At 31.8% G+C, this 24,654-nt stretch carries 12 protein-coding genes; 7 read left to right on the top strand and 5 right to left on the bottom strand.

The genetic code is table 11. The annotated features are described in order from the left end of the window. Positions 1-39: 39 nt before the first annotated feature. The 7 genes from BXY80_RS07725 (at position 40) to BXY80_RS07695 (ending at position 9,990) form a co-directional block, all read left to right on the top strand. On the top strand, positions 40-927 hold the full coding sequence (locus BXY80_RS07725; RefSeq protein ID WP_120200688.1) for an ABC transporter ATP-binding protein: 888 nt from the start codon (positions 40-42) through the stop codon (positions 925-927). Between the two features lie 3 nt (positions 928-930). Further along, entirely contained in the window at positions 931-4,491 is a 3,561-nt protein-coding gene (locus BXY80_RS07720; RefSeq protein ID WP_120200687.1) for an ABC transporter permease/M1 family aminopeptidase, read from the top strand. A gap of 104 nt (positions 4,492-4,595) precedes the next feature. Next, positions 4,596-5,783 carry an alpha/beta hydrolase-fold protein gene (locus BXY80_RS07715; protein WP_120200686.1) on the top strand — a complete coding sequence of 396 codons (1,188 nt, stop codon included), beginning with the start codon at positions 4,596-4,598 and terminating at the stop codon, positions 5,781-5,783. A gap of 154 nt (positions 5,784-5,937) precedes the next feature. After that, positions 5,938-6,897, top strand: coding sequence for an NAD(P)-dependent alcohol dehydrogenase (locus BXY80_RS07710; protein ID WP_120200685.1), 960 nt, complete (start codon positions 5,938-5,940; stop codon positions 6,895-6,897). Positions 6,898-7,152: 255 nt separating this feature from the next. Continuing rightward, the gene (locus tag BXY80_RS07705; RefSeq protein WP_120200684.1) at positions 7,153-7,665 is read left to right on the top strand and encodes a hypothetical protein; all 513 of its coding nucleotides are present in this window, start codon (positions 7,153-7,155) and stop codon (positions 7,663-7,665) included. 16 nt (positions 7,666-7,681) lie between these two features. Beyond that, a complete protein-coding gene (locus tag BXY80_RS07700) occupies positions 7,682-8,107 on the top strand; it encodes a hypothetical protein (RefSeq protein ID WP_120200683.1) in 426 nt (141 codons plus the stop codon). A 56-nt stretch (positions 8,108-8,163) separates the two neighbouring features. Next, positions 8,164-9,990: an adenylate/guanylate cyclase domain-containing protein gene (locus tag BXY80_RS07695; RefSeq protein ID WP_162843287.1), complete on the top strand. Its 1,827-nt coding sequence runs from the start codon at positions 8,164-8,166 to the stop codon at positions 9,988-9,990. Between the two features lie 11 nt (positions 9,991-10,001). Here BXY80_RS07695 and BXY80_RS07690 read toward each other — a convergent pair whose 3' ends face one another. The 5 genes from BXY80_RS07690 to BXY80_RS07670 form a co-directional block, all read right to left on the bottom strand. Beyond that, on the bottom strand, positions 10,002-11,000 hold the full coding sequence (locus BXY80_RS07690) for a PorP/SprF family type IX secretion system membrane protein (protein ID WP_120200851.1): 999 nt from the start codon (positions 10,998-11,000) through the stop codon (positions 10,002-10,004). A gap of 31 nt (positions 11,001-11,031) precedes the next feature. Further along, a complete protein-coding gene (locus tag BXY80_RS07685) occupies positions 11,032-19,248 on the bottom strand; it encodes a T9SS type B sorting domain-containing protein (RefSeq protein WP_120200681.1) in 8,217 nt (2,738 codons plus the stop codon). Positions 19,249-19,308: 60 nt separating this feature from the next. Then, entirely contained in the window at positions 19,309-21,771 is a 2,463-nt protein-coding gene (locus BXY80_RS07680; protein ID WP_120200680.1) for a PorP/SprF family type IX secretion system membrane protein, read from the bottom strand. A 1-nt stretch (position 21,772) separates the two neighbouring features. Further along, a complete protein-coding gene (locus BXY80_RS07675) occupies positions 21,773-23,236 on the bottom strand; it encodes a T9SS type B sorting domain-containing protein (protein WP_120200679.1) in 1,464 nt (487 codons plus the stop codon). Between the two features lie 83 nt (positions 23,237-23,319). Continuing rightward, on the bottom strand, positions 23,320-24,630 hold the full coding sequence (locus tag BXY80_RS07670; RefSeq protein WP_120200678.1) for a hypothetical protein: 1,311 nt from the start codon (positions 24,628-24,630) through the stop codon (positions 23,320-23,322). Positions 24,631-24,654 lie beyond the last annotated feature (24 nt).

The following is a 24,654-nucleotide window of genomic DNA, read 5'->3' as shown; positions in this document are numbered from 1 at the left end:
CTTTAGATAATTAATACATCAAATAAAGAACAAACAGTTATGAATATTCTAAAAATCAATAATCTAAGCAAAACTTATACAAACGGAGTAAAAGCATTAAAAGGAATTAATTTAGAAATAACCAATGGTATGTTTGGTTTATTAGGCGCTAATGGCGCAGGAAAATCATCATTAATGCGAACCATTGCATCTTTACAAGAACCCTCTTCTGGAAGTATCACTTTTAATGATTCTGATATTGTACAAAATCCAGAATATATAAGAGAACATTTAGGTTATTTACCACAAGAGTTTGGCGTCTACCCAAAGATTTCAGCAGAAAAATTACTGAATCATTTAGCAGTTTTAAAAGGAATACTAGACAAAAAAGAGCGTAAAGAGCAGGTTACTGCATTATTACAGCAAGTAAATTTATATCAACACAGAAAAAAATCTGTCTATACGTTTTCTGGAGGTATGCGACAGCGTTTTGGAATTGCTCAAGCCTTATTGGCTAATCCGCAAATTATTATTGTTGACGAACCAACTGCGGGTTTAGATCCCGAAGAAAGTAACCGCTTTTTAAATTTACTTAGCGAAATAGGAGAAAATGTCATTGTTATTTTGTCTACACATATTGTTGAAGACGTGAGAAACTTATGTCCAAAAATGGCTATCCTTTCTGATGGAAATATAATTTCTGAAGGAAATCCAACAAAATTGGTTGCAAGCATTGAAGGTAAGATTTGGACTAAAATTATTCCTAAAAAAGACATTGAAGTTTATAAAAAGGCGTTTGACATAATATCAACAAAATTAGTATCTGGAGATACGCAAATTAGAGTATTATCCAATTCAAAACCAGAAGAAGGTTTTACACTAATCACACCAAATTTGGAAGATTTTTATTTTGCTACACTTTTTAATAACCAACCAAAAAATTCTTAAAACATGTTTAAGCAATTATTTAATTTCGAAATATTTTATCAGTTAAAACAACGAGCGTTTCCAATATTCGCGATTTTGTTTTTGGCATTAGGTGTGTTTGTTGGCAGACAAGGGTTTGCTCCAAAAGGCATTAACTTTAATTCTGTTTATCAAGTATATTTTCACACAAGTCTTTTTACTTTAGGAAGTGTTTTTATAATCATGTTTTTTGCGATTAGTGCTATGCTAAGAGATAAACAACACAATATGGAAGGATTAATTTATAGTTCTTCAATAAAAAAAGCACATTATTTTTGGAGCCGTTTTTTAGGAACATTTATCTTTAGTCTAATAGCATTTTCACCTTTTTTAATAGGATATGCTTTTGGTAATTATTTTTTTGATTTAGATCCAGAACGCATTGCAAATTTTCGATTGATGACCTATTTGCAACCTTGGTTGTATATGGTTTTACCAAATGTTTTTATTTGCTCTACAATCATATTTTCTGTGAGTACACTTACAAAAAATAGCACAGCTACTTATGTAAGTGCTGTATTTATTTACATGTTATACTTTGTAAGTTCAATATTTTTAAATTCTCCTTTAATGGCGCAAGCTGTTCCTGCATCACCTGAAAGTATGGTAATTGCAGCTGTAGCAGATCCATTTGGTATTGCTGCATTTTTCGAGCAAACACAGTATTGGACACCTTTTCAAAAAAATACACAGTTGCTTTCTTTTTCTGGCTTGTTTTTATTGAACAGGCTTGTTTGGGTATTAGTTTCTATTGGTGTGTTACTAACAACATATAGATTATTCTCATTTAGAAAAAGTTCAAAAAAAATAAAAAAAGAAGCAAAACAAAAAAAGGAGAAAATTAAATTAGTAGCATATCAACCAAAAAAAGGGTTGCATAATTTTAAAGCGCAAAGAATGGCTTTCGTTTCTCTTTTAAAATTAGAATTGAAAAGTGTTTTTAAAAGCCTGCCGTTTATAGCGGTTTTATTAATGTGGTTGTTTATTGTATTCTCAGAATTATATTCAACCGTAATTAGTGGTGGAGCTTATGGCGTAAGTGTTTATCCTTTTACAAATCAATTAATAGATTTAATTGTAGATCCATTAACAATTTTTAGTTTAATTCTAATCATTTTTTATAGTGCAGAAATTGTTTGGAAAGAACGCAACATAAACTTCAATAATATTGTTGATGCAACACCAGTAAAAAACTGGGTATTTTATACATCAAAATATACAGCATTAGTATCATTACCAATGATTTTAATTACAACTGGAATTATAATGTGCATGATATTTCAAGTTAGTTTAGATTATACAAACTTTGAGTTTAGCTTATATGCGTCGTTATATTATCATTACGGTGTTCAATTGATTGTGTTTTCTATGATCGCCTTATTTGTAAACAGCTTTTCAAAAAGTAAATATATTGGTATGGGAGTTTTTGGCTTAATTGTGTTTTTAAGCTTAAAGTCTAGAACCCTAGGATTAGAACATCCTTTAACAAGTCTTGGATTTATGCCAAGAATTGGATACAACAACATGGATGGCTTTAGTAGTGTTTCTAACCTGTTTAACCACCTCTCAATATATTGGTTAGCCTTAGGTTTATTGTTAAGCTTTATTTCATTTAAGGTTTGGAATAGAGGTGTTGTAACCAATATTTCTTCTAAATTAAAACAACTAAAAAAAGGTTGGGCAACTATTCAGAAAATAGCTCTTATACTTTGTTTGTTGTTGTTTGTTGGAGCTGGTAGTTTGGTGTTTTACAATGCAAACATTGTTTCTAATTACGAAACCTCTGCAGACAATTTAGATTTTAGTGAAAACTATGAGCGAAAATTTAAGAAGTATGAAAGTTTAGAACGACCAATTCGCATAACAGTAAAAACAGAAGTAGCGATCTATCCAAAAGAGAGAATGTATACTGTTATAGCTAGCCAAGTATTAAAAAACAATAGTGATCAACCATTAACAGAAATATTTATAACAGAAAGAATTCCGTTAGAAAATGTCAAGATAGAGAATGCACATTTAGTTAGTCATGATAAATTTTATGGAACACATTTATTTCAGTTTAACAAGCCTTTGCAACCAAATGATTCTGTAAAGTTTAGATTTGAATTAAAGAAAGAGTTAAAAGGCTACCAAGAAGACAATTCAATTGTAAAAAATGGTACCTATATTAATCGCTTTGGAAACTTTGAACCAATTTTAGGCTATAGTAAAGGCTTAGAAATTACAAACAAGATTGAACGTCAAAAAAGAAATTTACCAAAACGTTTAGAAAAAGATAATTCTGATGCTCATATGGTATTAGAAGATTTTAATTTTGAAAAAATAAAGTTTGAAACTATTATCTCTACAGATAACAATCAAACAGCAATAAGTTCTGGACAATTAATAAAAGAATGGTCAGAAAATAACAGAAGCTATTTTTATTATAAATCTACTAATAAAATCATGCCTGCAGTAGGCTATTTTTCTGCAAAATATAAAATACAGAAAACCAACTACAAAGGCGTTTCAATTGAGCAATACTATGATGCAAATCACAATTTTAATATTAAAGACATTGAAAACAGTGTGAAACAAACCTTAGATTATTGCCAAGAAAATTTTGGAGCCTATGCTTTTGATCATGTAAGAATTGTAGAAGTTCCTGCACACTGGCCATTTGGAGGTTTTGCTCATCCAGGCGTTATAAGCATGGTAGAAGACAGACTGTATTTGTCTGATGTAAGTAATGAAGATACTTTTAATTTAGTCGCAAAAAGAACCATACATGAAGTAGCGCATCAATATTGGGGACACATCTTATCTGCCAAACCAGTAGCTGGAGGTTCACTATTTGTAGAGGGATTTGCAAAATACACTGAAGCCGTTGTTCTAGAAAAAATGTATGGAAAAAAAGCATTGTATACTTTGAGTGAAAACGCTAGAAGCAGATATTTTACAGGGCGATCTTATGAAGGAGATGTAGAACCAGCAGCATATAAAGTAAACGGACAGAGTTATATATCTTACGGAAAAGCATATACCATTTTAATGGCTTTAAGAGATTTAATTGGCGAAAGTCAAGTAAATAAAGTTTTAAAAACGATTACTGATAGACACCGTAACATAAACAAACTAGAAGCTAATACTATAGAGTTGTTAGATGAAATTTATAAGGTAACTCCACAAGAGCAACATGTTTTAATTGATGATTGGTTTAAGAAAGTAATCACTTATGATTTAGGAATTGAAGACGGTTTTTATAAAGCCTTAGACAATGGAACTTACGAAGTTACAGTTAAGATTAAAGCTAAGCGTTTTGAAACTTTAATAAGTGGAGAAACTAGGCAGATAACTATAAACGAACCAATCAAAATAGGTGTTTTTACTACACATCCATCATCTGTTAAAGAGGAAAGCTCAATACTTTATTATCAATCAAATACCATCAATAAAGAAGAAACAGAAATTAAATTAATTGTAAATGAATTACCTAAATACATTTCTGTAGACCCTTTTGGAACACGATCTGATGAAAACTTTACAGATAATCTACTAAGGTTTTAGTAGTCGTTTATAGTTAAATAAATGGTAAAAAAGTTCAAATGTACCAAGTTGGAGTTCCAAGTTTTTACATTTGAGCTTTTTAATAATTAATCTAGACATATAAAATGAAGCTATTCATTATCGCCTTAATATACTGTTTTCTCAGCGCAAATACTTTTGCCCAGCAAGGCTCTTCTGAGATATCTATTGGGACTAATCATACAATTCATTCCAAAATATTAAATCAAGATAGAGAGTTACAGGTTTACTTACCTGACAATTATAAAGATTCAGGAAAATTATATCCAGTGCTATATATTTTAGATGGACAATGGTATTTTTTAAATGGTATAGCTATACAAAAATCTACACGATCATCTCATTATTTTCCAGATATGATAGTGGTAGGTATTAAAACAACAAATCCGCTTAGACGTTCGTTATATGGTAGGAATAGCGAAAACTTTTTACTGTTTTTAGAAAAAGAAGTCATTAAATATGTAGATGATAATTTTAAAACTACCAATACTCGAATTCTATTTGGTTGGGAAAATGCTGCTAACTTTGCAAGTTCAGTAATATTGCACGAAAAACAAATATTTGATGCTGTTATAGTATCTAACGGAGCTTTTGCCTCAAATGAAGAAATTGATGCCTTTGATGCATTAGAAAATTCGACTATAAAATATCTATACATTGCGGGATCTACAAAAGATATTTATTCTATTGGCTATAGTGAAGCCTTTTCAAATGCTTTACAAGAAAAGAATCCAAAGAATCTAATGTATAAAAGTGAGTTGTTCAACGATGAAACTCATGGGTCTTTGTCTTATTTAGCAATGCATTTTGGTCTTAAACATTATTATCATAATTATCTACCATTAAATTTTAGTAGTATTAAAGATTATGAGAATAAAGGTGGAATTGAGTATTTGACTAATTATTTTAAAGAAAGAGGAAATCGCTTTGGGCTTTCAACAGAGATAGACGATAGTGTAAAAAACACGCTAATATGGTTAGCTTGGAGTAGCGATAATTTCAATTCTTTTAAATATTTCATGACGCAGTTTAGTGAAGTATTATCGACTAGGCGTTATGCTTCTGGTTATTGGCAAAATAGAATTGGTCAATTCTATTTAAAACATAAAGATTATGATAGTGCTATTAAGCATTTTAAACATGGCATAGCAACTTTTCCAGATGCTCGCCAACTAAAGGATATGTACAGTGGTTTAGGTGATGCTTATATGGCAAAAGGTGATATAAGGAAAGGAAAACAGATGCATAGAAAAGTGAAGTCTATTCAAAATTAGTAGCGACGCCTAGCAAAGATAAACTATACAATTTTTAAAAGTAAACTTGTAATCAGTTTTTTAGGTATTTGGTTAAATTAAATAATTTTAATAGCAAATTTTAAGTAACATAATAACTTAAACATCGTCTTACTCTTATATTTTAAGCAGGAAAATGAAAGCAGCAATTAGAAAAAAATACGGTTCGCCAGACGTTATAGAAATTATTACTAAAGATAAACCAATACCAACGTCTAACGAGATTTTAGTAAAGATTAAAGCATCAGCAGTAACTAGAGCAGATGCAATGATGCGAGAAGGAGTTCCTAAATTTGGACGTCTCTTTTTAGGGCTTACTAAACCTAAAAACCCATCATTAGGTACTGGTTTTTCTGGCATTATTGAAGCTTTAGGTGATAATATTAAAACTCTAAAAATTAACGATGCTGTTTTTGGTGAAGTTCTGTTTGGCAATAGTGCAAATGCAGAATATGTTTGTGTTAATGAAGATAGTGTTATTGCTATTAAGCCTTCAAATATTTCACATCAAGAAGCTGCTCCAATTTGTGATGGAGCATTAACGTCTTATAGTTTTTTAAAAGATATAGGTAAAGTAACTAGTGGGCAACATATCTTAATAAATGGCGCTTCAGGAAGTTTAGGGACAGCTGCAATTCAGCTAGCAAAAATATTAGGAGCAAAGGTAACCGCAGTTTGTAGTGCTACAAACTTTGATTTAGTTAAATCACTAGGAGCTGGTAATGTTATCGATTATAAGACAGAAGATTTTACAAAAAACCATAACACTTATGATGTAATTTATGATGCTGTTGGTAAATCTTCAGTATCTAAAAGTAAAAAGGCATTAACAAAAAATGGAATCTATATGTCTCCAGTATTAAGCTTTTCACTTTTACTAAATACTATCATGTCTAAAAGAGCAAAATTCTCTGCAACTGGAATGCGCAAACCAAAAGAGTTAAAACCTCTTTTATATGAATTGTCAGAATTTATAAAGCTTGGCAAACTAAAAACCGTTATCGATAAAGAATATGCTTTAGAACATATAATTGAGGCTCATCGTCATGTAGATACTGGTAGAAAAAAAGGAAATGTAGTAATTACATTAGATTAAGATATTTACTATTTATTTAATTACCTGCATAGGTATATCCATTCAATATTTTTTATAGCAACTATCTATAAGTTATAAGCTTAGAAGAATCCTGAGTTATAATGTGTGAATTATTTCGTACATTTATAACATAGCATAGTCAATTCTCTATGTAATATCCCAATTTTACTTCACTATAATCTTTAGTTAGTGTGTTATTAAACTAATATTATGTATTGGGCGTATTAATGTAGCTATTAATTAATTATAATTCACATGGAAACAAAAGAACAAATCAGTAATTCTAACATAAATGTTGGAGCAGAAAACAAAGCCATCACTATTATTGTAAAAGCCAATGCATTATTTAATGCGAAGTATAAACCCATTAATTTAGAAAATGTTATAGATGAATACGTATCATTAGTGGATGCTGATGGTTTAACAAGCCCTTTTGGAGCAAATAACAAAGACTATTTAACCTATGTCTATATGAAATATGGTATAACATGGAGTATAGTATTAAATACTGAAAAAGGTGAAGATAAAGGTTATAATGTGCATCTAGTTGATGTTGTGCATGACCCAAAATCTGGTAATCCAAACTTTTTCACAAAAGAAGTTTTAAAGGCGAATGATAAAAATGAGATTTATGGAGAAATAACTGTTAATCCAGATTTAAAAGATAAAGAGGATAGTTATACAATTCATTTCTATATCTCGAAAGGAGATGAAAAATCGGCGATACTTCCAATAGATCCAAAACTACAAATTAGAGGAAAATTATAATTATAACATTATTATTATGAGTCAAGATATAAGTATTATGCTAACTGTAGATGTTAAGGGTTTACATAATGATCCAGAAAACCCACTAAAATATATTAACCTTTCAGACAACCAACCATCTGATGGTTATGACAACCCAAATAATAAGAGTACATTCGATACTATAGCAGATTCAAATACATTAGTGAGTTGGTCTGCTCAAGATGAAGGTACAGGTAATTTAGTTATTATTACTGGTTTAAAATTTGAAGGAGCTCCTGAAGGCTTTTTTGAAAAACCTCCTTATCAATTAGGAGATGATTCATGGGTTGCCATTTTAGGAACAAATACTTTAGAATATAATTTAGCTAGTGAGTATACAATTACCTTTGATGATGGTGTAAGAGGAGATCGAGAAATCCCTATAGATCCAAAATTACAAATAAGAGGAAAAGGTGTTTAAAGCTAAAAAATGGTAAACATTTCTTTAGCATAATGGAGCATTTAAAGAATATTTATATGAAAAAATATACAATTTTAGTACTATATATTTTCGCATATATATATAATGCATCCTTTATTTATAGTCAGGATTTTACCAAATATGACCAAGCAAGTGTTGATAGTTTAAAACAAGTTTATCACAAAAATAGTAATGATGAAAATATATGGTTTATATTAAAAACAATTATTCAAGAAGAAACGAATCCTGAACAAAAACTGTATTATGCCAATTTATTAATAGAACATACAGAAAGAAATACTGAATATTTAAACCTTGATATAAATACCATTCTCAACTACAAATCAATTGCATATATACAAAAAGGTAATGCCTTACAACTATTAGGAGAATACCATGAAGCTTTGGATGCTTATTTTAAAAGTATGGAATTAGCTAAAGCTGATAAAGATGAAGATTTTGCTGGCAGTCTTTTAGTGTCTATTGCCGATACTTATTCAATAATTGGAAACTCTGAAACAGCTCAAAAATATTATGATGAAGCGCTTGTGAAATTACGAAAAAGTAAAAACACTCTTGATTTAGCCTCAGCGTTATTAAATGCAGGCGATGAGTACTTAAAAACTAAGCAGTTTAGTAAAGCTCTAGAGAATTTTAATGAGTCAGGTAAGCTTTTCGAGTTATTAAACCATCCAGTAGGGAAAGCTTATAATAAAGGAAATACAGGTATGGTATATGCCAAACAAGGCAAGCATGAATTGGCTAAAGCCAATATTAATGAAGCTATTACAATTCTTGAAGACATAGAAGATTTTTACCCAATATCAGTATATCTACACGCTATGTCTGATATATATGTTGAGCAACAAGATTACATAACTGCTTTAGATTATGGTTATCGCAGCTTAGATTTAGCAAAAACCTATAACTTGAAAGATCAATTAAGTGAAGCCAATTTGCAATTGTCTGAATTATTAGAACTTATTGGTAATTCACAAGAAGCATTAGAGTATTACAAAACTCATATAGTTTATCGAGATAGTCTTCGTAATCTTGAAAACATACAAAAATTAGCTAATCATGAAGTAGAACGCAATGAGCTTAAAGTTGAAAATCTAGAACAAAAACGAAAAACTCAACGTATTCTACTTTGGTCTACTATTGGTGTACTCGTTTTTATTGGCATTTTTGCTTATGGTTTATTTAATAGAAATAAGTTTATTCATAAAACCAATACAATAATTAGTGCAGAAAAGGAACGTTCAGATAATTTATTACTAAATATTTTGCCTGAGGAAACTGCACACGAACTCAAGACAAATGGTAGAGTAGAAGCCAAAAAATTTGAATCAGTAACCGTATTATTTTCAGACTTTAAAGGCTTTACACATTATGCTGAAAATTTACCGCCAGAAGTTTTAGTAGAAACGGTTGATCACTATTTTTCTGAATTTGATTTAATCATGGAAAAGTATAATCTAGAAAAAATTAAAACAGTAGGTGATGCATACATGGCAGCTGGCGGATTACCCTTTGAAACTCAGGATCATGCCAAAAAAATGATATTAGCTGCCAAAGACATGGCTGAGTTTGTAGCTAATGCAAAACATGACGATAAAACTAGCGCAACTTTTGATATTAGAATTGGAATTAATACAGGACCAGTTGTAGCAGGTGTTGTTGGCACCAAAAAGTTTGCTTACGATATTTGGGGAGATACAGTAAATATTGCATCACGTATGGAAAGTAATTCTGAACCAGGACGTATAAATATTTCTGATGAAACATACAAACACATTAAATCAGATTTTGATTGCGAATACAGAGGAACTTTTGAAGTGAAAAATAGAGGGCAAATGAAAATGTATTTTGTTAATGTTTAACAATAAGGCATTTAATTATTACCATTATTCTTATATTTTCTCCAACTTGTTCCTTTTGTACATGCACAATTACTAATACCTTGCAAAAAGTCTAAACCTATAGTAACGACATGCGTACCAGAATTAAACCCAGAAAGGTCGTTTATGGTTACTTGATACGAGTACGCAAAATAAAGCCTGTTTTTCATGATGCCAGCCATTGGCCCAACATTTAAAGGCTTTAGTAATTGATCATTTAAAAAACGGTATGAACCACCAACCCAATAATAGTCACCACTTCTATTAAATTTTCTGTATTTAAAGTTAATATCTGTACTCGAGCGTTTATCACTATTAAACATTTGGTAAAAAACAGATGGCTCAAATTCAACATTTTTATTACGCTTACTTCTAATTACATAACCAGTATACACTTGGTAGTTTAAAAGTTTACTTGGTTCAAAGCCTACAAAGTCATCAACATCTTTACTTAAAAAATTGTTCGCATTAAAACTTAAATAGAATCTATTAAATCGGTAAAGTAAACCAACATCAAAATTATTGTTTGAAACAGATCTATCATCTGTGATACTTGGATCTACAATTGGAATTTCTTCTGTTGGCTGAAAATTTTCTATATCAATTCTAAAACTATTAATGTTGTATGAAAGACCAAAAGATAAATATTGTTTTGATGTATAATCTAAAATAATATGATGTGCAAAAGAAAGCTTCATTCCTTTTTGACGCGTATTTCCGTTTCTATCGTTATAAAGTGAAATACCAACACCAGATTGATTTGCTATTCTAAAATCTGCATATAACGATTGATTGTCTGGAGCATTTTTTATACCAACCCATTGTGTGAGTCCGTTAGCTCTAACTTTTAAATTATCACCAATTCCTGCATAAGTAGGAGAGATTACAAAATCGTTATCGGCTAGGTACTGTGTCCAAACTGGTAAGTTTAATTCTTGTCCGTAGCTACACGAAAAGATTAAAAAAAGGATGTATATATATAGGTTTTTCATTGTAATAATTTTTAAATTCTGAATGACATTATTACCTGTAAAGTGTAAAATGCCCGACATATTCCTTATTCAGTAACTCACTGTTTGGTCTAACAACATACCAATAATCACCAGTAGGAAGCTCTGTCCCATTATATCTACCGTCCCAATATTCACCAACACGATACGTTGCAACTTTACGACCATATCTATCAAAAATGTCAAAGGTTAGGTTAGGATAATCCTCTATACAACCAGGTGCCCAAGTGTCAGTTACACCATCACCATTAGGGCTAAAGTAATTAGGAATGCAAGGTCCGTCAATAGTAATCTCGATGCTAGCCATAGCTTCACAACCACTGCTATCTGTAACTACAACGGTATGAGTTCCTTCTTGAGTTACAATAAAAACATTTGTGCTACCATAATTTTCACCATTAAGTGTAAATTGATAATCACCAGTTCCGCCAGTAACGGTTACTATAATTTCGCCAGGTTCATCTCCTTCATTTAATAGTAACGATAAAGGTTGATAGTCTTCAATATCAAATAGATTTGTAGTTTGAATACATCCATCAGAATGTCTTACATCTATATAGTGACCAGTTCCAGGAGCTACATTGTTGAATATATTACTCACTTGATAAGTACCACCATTTAGTGAATAATCTAATTGAGATAAATCTGTAATACTCTCATCTACAGCAACCGTGACTCTATTGTTTAAAGTATTATTATCACAAACATATTCTATATCTATTATAGGATTTATACGTATTGATTCTGGAAATGTAATATTCCATTGTGATTCACAACCTTGCGCATCACGAACATACACCATATGATCTCCGCCAGCTAATCCAGTAAAATTAAATATTGTTTGTGTAGAAGTTCCTGTAGAATATGGACCATCATAATTATCTAAACTCACACTATAAGGCAATACGCCACCAGAAATATCAATACTAAACTCACCATTTGTATCACCATCACAAGTTTCTTCAAATAATGAATTTGGTACAATGCTTAGAATTACTGGAACTGGATCTGTAATGGTAAAATTGAAAGTTAAGTAACACCCTAAAACATCTTGTACTATAACATCATAATTTCCTGGTGCTAAATTCTCAAATACATTAGTTTCAAAAAACTGATTTAATTGAGGAGAAATAGCATACTTAATAATTCCTGTTCCACCAGATGCATTAATTTCTAAAACACCATCATTGTTTCCACTACAAGTCACATTTGTAACTATAAAGTTAGCATCTAATGCAACTGTTGGCTCAGTAATTGGAATTGCAGCAGAGGTTGTTATACAATCACCACTAATTACATTTACAACATAAGTTCCAGCTACTAGTTCTGTAAAAACTCCTGGGCTATTTTGAGTTGCAGTAATTGGATTACCTAATGTATCCTGCAAAGTATAAACATAATTACCTAAACCACCTTGAGCAGTAGCTACAATGCTACCTGTGTTATCACCAGCACAGTTAATTGTTGGATTAGTAGATAATAAACTAATATCTAAGCTTGGAAGCGGATCTATTGTTATTTCATTAGATATGTTGGCTATACAACCATTGATATCTCTTACATAATATTGATACGTTCCATCAGATACCGAAAATGTTGTTGAAGACGTAAATGTTCCTAATATTGTTGCAAACGAGCTATCATTACTATAGGTGTAAGTTCCAGAACCTCCAGTTGCGCTTAATGTAAGTGTAGATTCAGTTAAACAAGTTTGTGTCGTTGCAGCAACTAAATTAGCTTGTATTGGAGTAGGTTCATTAATAACGATATCTAACGACGTTGCAAAACATTCATTACCATCGGTTATTGATATAGAATACGTTCCGGCTCCTAAATTGTTAAATACATTTGAAGTTTGAGGACCAGATGTACTTGGTGTTGGTAAAATAGTATTTAAGGTATAGATGTATTCTGTTCCTACACCACCAGTAACATTACTAATAGTTATTGAAGCATTTTGATCTCCAAAACAGGGTAGTAGTATAGTACTTGGAGTAAATGTTGCGTCTATTGGTGTTGGCTCAATCAATGGTATATTTTCTGAAGCGATACAACCTTCAGCATCCATTACATTTACTGTATAATTTCCTGCAGACAATCCTGTAAAAACACCATTTGGTGAAAAAGGTACAGTAGCATCACCTGTTAATTCATATTGATAATTACCCCAACCACCATTTGCTATAGCTGTAATTGTTCCTTGAGTGTTATCACAAGTTACATTAGATGTTTCATTAGCAACTAGCGCCAATGCTTCATTTGGAGACGAAACAATCACTGTTGAAGTTACTGAACAAAATGGGGCTTGAGTTTCTGTTACTACTACAGAAAATGTACCAGCAGTCATACCAGAAATAGTTAAAGGATTGATAGATGTATTTGCATTTACAACACCAAACACTGATGCAGAAGAACTATCAAAAACTTCATAAGTATATGTACCAGAATAACCATTTACATTAATTTCTAAAGTACCTGTATTATCCCCAAAACATGTAACTTGAGTTAAACTTGTAGTTAATGTTGGAGGTGTTGCTTCAGGTAATGAAATTGTAACATCTTCTGTACAAAAAGTCACAGTATCTGTTATTGTTATGGTATATATTCCAGTTGGCACACCTGAAAAGGTATTACCACTAAAACTCACAGATACTGGACTAGGATTTATACTATATGTGTAAGTACCTGTTCCTCCTGAACCTGTTACTATAATCTCACCATCATCATTGTTACATGTTGGTAAACCTGAAATATTTGGCACTATTTCTAATAGTGTTGGAATGTCAACAGAAACTAGATTCCCACATCCATTGGCATCCTGTATTTCTATAGTATGGCTTCCAGAAAATAAATTTGATATTGTAAATGGAGCTGTTTGCGTTTGAAAAGCACCTCCATCTATACTATAACTATATGGTGGAATGCCAGCTGTATCTAAGTTTACATCAATTTCAAAATTGCCTTCGTCTACCGTACATAAGTTATTAGCTACTGCAGAAATAACAGGAGTTGCATCCATTGGCAATACAACTACTGGGCTAGATATAATACATCCGTATGCATCTAAAACATGAACATAATAATTACCAGAATCCATATTAAACGTACTCGCTGAAGTCCAATTTGCATCTGAAGCTAATGGAGTAGTAGGCGTCGTCGTAATTTGATATTGATATGGAGCAGTACCATTTTGTGCAACAGCACTTATAAGTCCTGAATTAGGATTACAATTAGCGTTTTGATCTACTGAAGTTGTTAAATCTAATAGAATTGCTGATTCTGTTATATTAAAGGGTATTGTTACAACGCCACAGCCTGAGTTTGCACCAGATGTTTCACTAACAGAAACAAAATAGTTACCAAAAGGTAGAGATCCTAAATCTGTTACAGAAATCGAACTGTTTGCAGGAACTGTTCCTGAACCCATAATTCCTGTTGAGATTAAAGTTAATGAATCAAAAACTTCATAATCGACATTTACAGCCGTACCATAACTACTATTGATTGTAAAAGAAACATTTCCGTTAGCGCTACCTGTACAAGTAATATTATTTGAGCTTACTGCATTTAATAACAAGGTTGAATTTGTTGGTATTGGTGTTGTTGCTGGCTCATAATAACTACAATTAGTTGAAGCATCATAAACTATGAATGTATAAGTTACACCAGACATTAATCCCGTAAAGGTTGCCGATTCACTTCCTGGCGCATCTTCTGGAATCCATGACCCTGGTGGATTTGGATATATAGATATTGGGCCTTGGTAGATGCTAAAAAAGAAAGGCCCAGAACTACTTAATGTAGAGCCAATACTAACTACAGCTTCTCCGCCTGTAACACAATCAACAGTTGTATTAATAATAATATCTAAGTCTGTTGGAGGAGATGCTACTAATACATCTTGAGCTAATAAAGAACAACCATTAGCATCAACAACATTAATTTGATACAACCCAAAATCAACAACATCAAAATTAACAGAAGTAGATCCTGTAGCATTTAGTTCAGAATTTGAATACCCATTTGTACCAGTAACAAAGTAGTTATATGGCGCTGTTCCGCCTGTAACTGAATTTACAATTACTGAACCTTGCGAAATACCACCTGCTGCACATGTAATGTCTACAGTAGTATAATCTAATATAATTGGGTCTGGTTCATTTATAACAATAGTATCTGTAGCAGTACAAAAATTAACATCAGTTAAAGTAATAGTATAAGTCCCAGCTGATAATCCAGAAGTTTGTGAACCATAATTGATTCCAGTAGTGTCATTATTTACATTTATAGAAAAAGGTGGCGTTCCACTTGAAATATCAATTGTAATATCTAAAGCTCCATTTGAGTCGCCATTACAAAGTACTTGTTGAGATTGTGTTACTAAACTTAAAACTGGTAAAGACAATGGCTCAATAGTAATAATGCTTGATTCGGCAATACATCCGTTAGCATCAGTAATTTCAAATTGATATGTTCCATCTGAAGCGGTTGCATAAGTAAACGGTGTTCCCGTTGCTCCTAAACCTGAATAAGAACCACCATTTATAGATACTGCATAAGTAAAAGGAGCTACTCCAGTAATTGTTCCTGTAATCATTGCATCTGGTGATACTGTACAATTTAAATTTTGAGTTAAAACAACATTTACAGTTGGCGTTGGTATTGGATTGATTGTATATGATTCACTATAAATACAATCATTTTCATCCCTTACCTGAAATGTATAGGTTCCTGACTCTAGCCCTGAAAACATGTTTGATGTTTGATAAGCTGTAGCATTGGCAACTGGAGCAATTATTTGATATTCTAAAATTCCTGTACCACCAGTAACTCCTGTAATTGTAACAGTAGTCGTATTTGTAGGACAAGTTATTGGTGAGTTATCAAACGTTAAATCTGTTGGAGGATTTAATGGGTCTATTATTATTTCATTGGCAATAAACGTACAATTATTAGCATCCATTATAGTAATGGTATAAGTACCATCGGTTAAACCTGAAAATGAATTACCTAATTGGAAGTTTACACCATCAATACTATAGCTGTAAGGTGCGTTTCCTCCAGTTACTCCGGTAACAGTAATTGTTCCTGTAGAACTACATGTATATAATGCAGATAATTCAGCTGTACCAGAAATTGTATTACTTGCATTAATTGTTACGGTTTGTGCATTAGTAATACATATTGACGAACCTAGTGTGTACTGCACCACCACATCATAATTTCCGTCTGTAAGACCAACAAATACTGGAGAATTAACAAAAGTTGCTCCACCATCTATACTATATTGCAAACTATAACCATTAGTTGCGGTTACATTTACATTTATAGCACCAGTATCGCCTAAACAAGAAATATCTGTTGTAGTTATATTAAATTCTGGCTCAGGAATTGAATTTACAGTTATTGATGTATTAGCACTACAGTTATTAGAATCTATAACTGTAATATCATAAACTCCAGCCGTTGTAACTACAATTTCAGGAACTGTTTGAAAGTCTGTTGATCCATTTACAAAATAAAAGTAAGGTGGTGTTCCACCAATAGGATATACTGTAATTTCACCGTCAGTACAAGTTAAAGGAACTGTAATTGCCGCTGTAACTGTTAATAAAGGCGGTTCTATAATTTGAATAACCTCAGAGTATATACAACCATTCTCTGTTTCAACAGTAGCTGTATATGTACCAGGATTTAAGTTTTCAAATAGGTATGTATTTTCTACTATAGGACCAACACTATTTACTAGTGTTACTCCATTATATAGTGCGTAAGAATATTGTGGATCTACATCATTGGCAGCTAACTGAATACTTCCTAAGTCACCATTACAAAGTGGTTGAGTTATAGTAGTTGAAACGGTAAAATCTCGATCTCTAATTTGTACATCTAAAACAGAAAAAATACATGGATTTGTTGGTACTCCAACTTGCCTAATATAGACTGTATAAATTCCAGCTGTATTTATTGTAAATATATTACTTGTTTGATAGTTTGTATTATCTAGACTAAATTCATATCCAGATGGCACATCTAGAACCGTTATACTTCCTGGAGTATTACAAATAATATCTGTTGCTATAACAGATGGATCAAGTAAATTTTGATAGACGTTAAAATAAAATTGCACAAAACAACCACCTGAATAATTTATTGTTAATCTAAACTGACCAGATGTATTAGCGAGAAAATCTGGACCTGTTGCTACTTGATTCCATGTACAAGAATTATCTTCATTTGCACAATCTGGATCAACAACTGCAGGACAACTTGATTCGTCTAATTGTTCCCATATAATTGATGTTGCTCCAGAAATATTAGTTTGAATGAATCTGGAATCATTAGCACCACATAAAAATATATTTGGCAATAACTTACCATCATTAGGGCAAGTTACTACTTGATCCGCATAAGGAATTACAGGGTTTTCAATATCTCCACCAAAGATTTCTACGACATACTCTTGAACAATAGATTGACAAGGTGCAATAGCATTATTAAAAGAATAATAAGTTCCGGTATTGGTAACTGTAATAGTTTGAGTTGAGCCTATTACTGGAGTTCCGGTAGAACTTGTAGACCAAGAGTAGGAATCATATCCATTTGCTGCTGTTAAATCAACACTATCGCCACATAAAACAATATCTTCAGTAAAGGTACAATCGAGATCTGCTAAAAAATTTGTGGCTTGTGGTGTTAATAAACACCCCGTATTACTATTTAAACTAGGATCATCTGTAATTAAAAACGTTGGATTGTAAAAGCCATTATATGTTGCAAAAGCTTGGTTATTAATAATGTTAGAACATGCATCTGCTAATTCATTACATGTGTCTACAACCTGAGCTTCAATACGTATTTCATAAACGGGATCATCTTCTTCAACTAAATAATTTTCTATATCAAATATAATTTCTCTTGTTGTTGGATTATAACTAGCTACAGTAACGCCGGCTGGTAATACTAAATCATCAGGATAATCGAAAATTATATTTACTGGTAGAACATCTCTAATTTGAAAATTTGTTGCATTATCATTTCCTGTGTTTTGAAAACCAATCACATAATTTAACGCAGAACCTAAACCAACAGTTTGTCCACCTATATCATTTCCTGCATCATCTTCTACAATTTTAGTAAGTACAATATTTGGCTCAATAATTTCAACAGCAAAGGCAAAGAAATATGGGAAATAAGTATCACCACTAGTTTCTAATCTAATTGTACCAGATGTAGCATCATTAGCAATAACAGAATTACCTGGATTAGGAATAGCCATAACACCAGTATCAAATCCTAATGTATTAGTACTATTAGGTACTCTATTATTTACTGGCGTAGCATCTAACTGAGTTACCGAACTATTAAAAAAGTTTCCTACAGGACGATCAACAGTTGAAAGACTAACACCATTTAATCGTAATCGATCTCCTAAAATTGGACTATCGCCTTCTAAAGTTGCAAAAGCAAAATTTGCTCTTACTGGAGCTGGCGCAGGAATGGTTCTAAAACCATCAACAGGGATATCTAATGATGGATTGCCACCAGGTACACTAATTGCACTAAAACCATCAAAACTAGTAATAGATTTTCCTGGTAATGTTGGGTCTTCGTAAACAATAAATAATGACCAACCAGCCGATTGACCAGTACCATTATATGGATTAAACGTTGCCGTTTCTCCCAAAGCAGAAGATACATTTGCAACGGTATAGGTTCCTAAATCTGATCCAGACCCAAAACTTCTTACTATAGAGGTTACATCTGCAAAACATGCATACGAAAAACTATCACCACCATCTACGGTTGTTCCATTTGCATCATAAATAATTGTTCCTTGAATATCATTATAACCACCAATAGGTCCTTTAAATTTTACATTTGTTATTGGCTCATTACCAGGATTAACTGCACCCCAATATAAACCTGCATAAATAATTCTATAACAGTTTGGATTAGGAATTTCTAAATCTGAACTTGATGAACTAAACGTAGTTGCGTCACCATCTATATCAATATACTGCATATCAACGTTATGGTTATATACAGAATTATCATTAAAAGCATTGTTGTCTGGCCCTAAAATATTGTTACCTATTAAAACGATATCTCCTTTTAAATCTTCATCAAACCTAGGTGTAAAAGGCTCGTAATTTTGGGCATAGGAGTGAAGACCAAAAACGATGAGTGCAACAATGATGGTTATTTTTGAAAATGTAGGTCTTTTCATGATCTTTATTTTTGTAACTCTTTTTTCAATTAGGGCAAATTGAAAATAGAGTCAGGTCTTTTAATTTTCTATTTTAACGAGGGACATTTTTTTATTATATGGTCTATCTTCTTTTGAATTTAATGCTCGATTTGCAGCTTCTATACTATCAAACTTGTCATAATAGATATAATACTTACTTGTGTTTACATCATAAAAGAAGTCAACATTTGCTTCTCCAGATGCTATAACTTTTTTAACAAAATCATTTCTATTATCAACATCACTATGCACAGCAATTATTAAGTAATAGCCATTTTCTACATTTTTAACATTCTTTAAAATTTGAATGTTACCACTTTGTTCTTCACCAAAATCAAAATCTTCGGTGCTAAGTGGTTGATTAGAGACTACTGTTGATTGTTTAATAACCTTTAATGTTGCTCTATCTTGTAAATAACGTTCTTCTTCATTATCAAAAGCAGCACGTTTAATTCTACGTCTTCTCTCAAATTCTGTAGCAACTTTAATATCTTCTAATCTAGTTTCTAACCTAGATTTAGTTTGCATCGCTTTAGTTTGTTCTGATTCTAATCGTTTTAAAGCTTTCTGGTAATACAGATAAACTTCATCATTTGTAATTGTATCTGCTTGAAATTTATCTTGATATAGAGATTTTAATGTTTCTATTTTCTCATTTCGAGTATCAATAACATTATCTAATCTTACTTTAATAGCTTCTAAAGCGTTGTTTTCTGCAGTAATACTTTTAAAAGGTTTTGGTTGTACTGTAATACCTTGCTCACTTAAATCATTTTCTTCTTTTAAGTCTTTAAGATCTTTATCTTTTATCTCAACGATGTCATCAAATTGTTTTAATAACTCATTTTGAATTGTTTTTGAATCTTCAGTTTGTTGTGTTATAGCAAGCATCGACTTACCAATCTCATCCGTTGGGTTTGTAATCAATTCCTCTTTAGCTTTTTGTTCTGCTAATAGCTTAGCTTGAGCATCAGCTTCTTCTTTGGCTTTTTGTTCTGCTAATAACTTAGCTTGAGCATCAGCTTCTTCTTTTGCTTTTTGTTCAGCTAATAACTTAGCTTGTGCTTCAGCTTCTTCTTTAGCTTTCTGTTCTACTAATAACTTAGCATCAGCTTCTTCTTTAGCTTTTTGTTCTGCTAATAACTTAGCTTGAGCATCAGCTTCTTCTTTTGCTTTTTGTTCTACTAATAACTTGGCTTGAGCATCAGCTTCTTCTTTTGCTTTTTGTTCAGCTAATAACTTAGCTTGTGCTTCAGCTTCTTCTTTAGCTTTCTGTTCTACTAATAACTTAGCTTGAGCATCAGCTTCTTCTTTGGCTTTCTGTTCTACTAATAACTTAGCTTGAGCATCAGCTTCTTCTTTGGCTTTTTGTTCTGCTAATAGCTTGGCTTGAGCATCAGCTTCTTCTTTGGCTTTTTGTTCTGCTAATAGCTTGGCTTGAGCATCAGCTTCTTCTTTAGCTTTTTCTTCAGCAGCTAATTTTCGATTTGCTTCAGCTTTTTCTTTAGCTATTTTTGATACAATTGGTTTCCTTCTTTTTTCTGAAATTAATAACCCACTAACTTCATCACCACTACTATAATCATATCTTTCTTTATTTTTAAATCTATAAGCTAACGTTACATCATGAGATGGACCAAAATCGGTTAAATCACCTAAAGCTTTCTCAAAATTATATTCTATAGCAATTTGTGATGAAATGTTTAAACCAATACCACCAGATGCTCCATAACGCGAATTGAAACCTACTTGCGCCCAAATGCCTTTTGGAACTGTAAGCATAGCAATTGCAGAAACAATAGTTTCATCTTTTTGAAATTCAGATTTTATAAGTCCAGTAAATTTACTTTCATCAAGAAAACCTCTACTATTCATATATCCTGTATACATTAAATGTGCTTGCACACTTTGTTCTGGATCATCATTAATGATTTCTGAAGTATTTAAATTATAGGTTGCCAAATTATTTATCGATACACCAAAATCTATAAATGCTAAACCATAATTAATTCCAGGACTAATAGTTAATAAGAAGTTTTCTGGAACGTTTTGCAATGATGGGTCATCAAAGTTTGTAACTGCATTAGATGTATTTACGCCACTTTTATAAGCGCCAACATTTAAACCAAAAGTTAGATTACTTTCTCTAGCTAATCTCGCATTATATGCGAAATTTAATACACCTCCAAAAGTAGTTAACACACCATAGTTTTGTTGAAACACTGTTAAACCTGCTCCAATATTTTCACGAAATCTTCCTGAATAACTTGCTAAATAGGTGAGTGGTGCGTCATCAAACTGTACCCATTCTCTTTTATTAAAGAAACTAATATATTTATTCTGCTCTCTAACAAAACTAAATGTAGGATTAATTATTTGTCGGTTAAAAGTTAAAGAATTCCTTACAGGTAAGCTAAGTGAAACCACTCCATCATCTTCTTGAGAATAGAACGTCTGTATAGAACAGATGCATAATATTAAAACCAAAAGATGTGTTTTCATATTATTTCACTATTGTTATTGAACCTTTTTTGGTTTCGTTATCTGCCGTGGTTATCACGTAATAATATACTTGATTAACACTCGTTAAACCTAAGTCACTCTCAGGCCAGTTATTAAGATAATTGTCTGTTTTTAATAGTATCTTACCTCTATTATTCATAATTATAACTTCTGCATTTGTTCCACTAACATATGCAGTTGGAATCACCCAAGTATCATTAATACCATCTCCATTTGGACTTACAACATTTGGTATATTTTCTACATCTGGAAATGGATCTATTGCTTCGTTAATTTGGAATGTAAATTCTCTTGAAGCTATACATCCAGTTGTTTCGCTTACTACAACTCTATAACTACCAAATTGTGTAGCATCATAATTGTCGTCTGTTGCAGTGGTAATAAGTGTATTATTTAAATACCATTCAAATTCTGGGTTATTTGCATTTGTTATTACTATAACTGATAATGAATCTCCAGCTTCAATTGCATTAACATCATCTACATTTATTGAGCCTTCAAATAATTCGCTTACAAGTGCTATAGATCCAAATGCAGAACAACTTCCTAAATCTACTTGTACAGCATAAGTACCAGATTCGTTAGTTTGATACATTTGGTTTGTTGCTTCTGGTATAACCATACCATCTTTAAACCATTGGTAACTATTGCCTCCAAGCGTGCTCAAAGTTGTGAAACCTTGGCCTGGACAGTATGGATTACCTAAACTAGATGCAATACCAGCATTAGCTTCTCCTGAAATTACTTCACTAATAGTTACACGATTTGAGAATGAGTTTGACGTACACGAGCCATAATTTGTTTCAACAAAATAAGTACCTTCTTCACTTACTGACAGTGTTGGACCTTCTTCTATAAAAACAGAAGTTGTTGGACCAGTTTCTTTAAACCAATTAAATGTTAATGATGGGTAATTAAGTGGCGAATCATTTAATCCAGAACCTGGATTATCTATTGTTAAAAGGTAACTTCCACCAGAACAAAAAGCAGCTGTAGATACTAAATTGTTTATAGTAAAAGGGTCATCTTGTATTTTATAATATGCTGCAAATGCAACAGAATTTGCGCTTGTTGCTGCTGGAGCACTGCTTTTTATTCTAATTCTATAGTTTTCTCCAGCTGTAGTTGTAGGCAAAGAGAAATCTAAAGTTGCTGGTGATACAGTTACCGCTCCAGGATTTGATGTAAATACTGGTGTTGGGTTTGAAAAATCACCATCTGCATCTGACATTTCAACTGTAAATTGATTTGATGCATTTAAGGCAGACTCTGGAGAAAAAACAAAAGTTGTACTAAACGTATTAAAAGCATCGCTTGCACAAGCTTGACTAAAGCCTAGATTTGGCGTGCCAATAACTATTTGAGCATTTATATGTTCCTGTGATATAAGTACAAAAAAGCATAATCCAAAAAGGATTTTATTTACAAATTTAGTGTAGTACATTAGGTTTGGGGCGTAATTTTTTATTCTATATGTTATTATTTAATATTAGTTATTATACTTTATTACATTAAAAAAATATTTGGTTAATCGTCGTCAGAAACATCGTTGGTAGCAATAATTCTGTTTATTCTTAATCTAAAATCTGGTTGCTTTGGGTTATTAGAATCAATAAATGTTTCATCATCTGGACCTTTAGAGTATACATTATTAAAAGCACTGCTACCGTACCAATTTTCTAAATCATCATTGTTACTAAAACCATTTCTGAAAATATTTCCATTGCAATTATTAAAATAAGTTCTTGTGAATTTTATTTTTTCTAAGCTTTCACTGTTTATTCTAATCTTATCGTCTAATATTACTGCAGGATTAAAACCAGAAATAACGCTTTTATCAATTGAAAATGAAGTATCTTCTCCTACATATATAGCTTCATTTACTAAACCAACTTTTATATCATACTTTAAATCATTACTAATATTTATAAGTGTTAAGTTTTCTGCGAATACGTCAGTTTGTTTTTTTGAAAAATCTGCTTCTTCTTTCAATTCAAAAGAAGACACATTAATGCATCGAGATATGTCTGCACCAGAACTGTATGGAGATTTGATTGCTAACGAATTTGTTATTTGACATTGAGCTCCATAATTAAATTTGTAATCATTTATATTAGACTTATAAGACACTAGCTTATCTAAGATTACATCTCCGCCTAAAATATTGAAAGAGTTACCTTCGCAATAACTAACCATTATGTTTTCAATAATTGTTTGTTGACCAACACCAGCTAAAGTAAGCCCATTAAAATATCCGTAATCTCTAGTACGCTTTCCAGCATACTCAATTCTTACATATCGTAAGACTCCAGAATAACTTTCTGGGTTGTCTCCTCCATAGCTTATATTTTTAGCAGCTGATGGAATTAAACCATAGTTTAAGGATGATTCGTTACCAAATTTATTTGTAGGAGCATTTCCTAAAATAAAAAGGCCACCCCAATCACCAGGTTTTTTAATACTTCTGCTAGATGTAAATATAATTGGATCTGTATGTAGTCCATCTGCAATTATTTTTGATCCATTACTTATGGTTAATGATCCTTTAGTTTTAAAATCGCCAATAATAACAGTACCTGGCTCAATTGTTAGTGTAGTACTGTCTGTAACAAACACATCGCCAAGTAAAAGATAAACATCTCTCTTGTATAGTTTGGTGTCTTTATTTATGTTGCCACTTAATATTTGAGTTGGCTTGCTGTATTCAACTTTATTGGGTTTAAAGTTTGTCCAAGGATTTAACCAATTATTATAACCAGTTATTCCTTTTTCTTGCTGAGCAAATATATTGCCATACACTAATAAAAAGAAAAGTGCAATCTGAGTAATTTTTTTCATAGTGGTTAAGTTCATTTGTTTAGA

It is taken from the genome of Ichthyenterobacterium magnum (assembly GCF_003610635.1).
GTDB classification, from domain to species: domain Bacteria; phylum Bacteroidota; class Bacteroidia; order Flavobacteriales; family Flavobacteriaceae; genus Ichthyenterobacterium; species Ichthyenterobacterium magnum.
The sequence above is the reverse complement of the archived record's forward strand: the minus strand, read 5'-3'. Positions and strand labels throughout refer to the sequence as shown.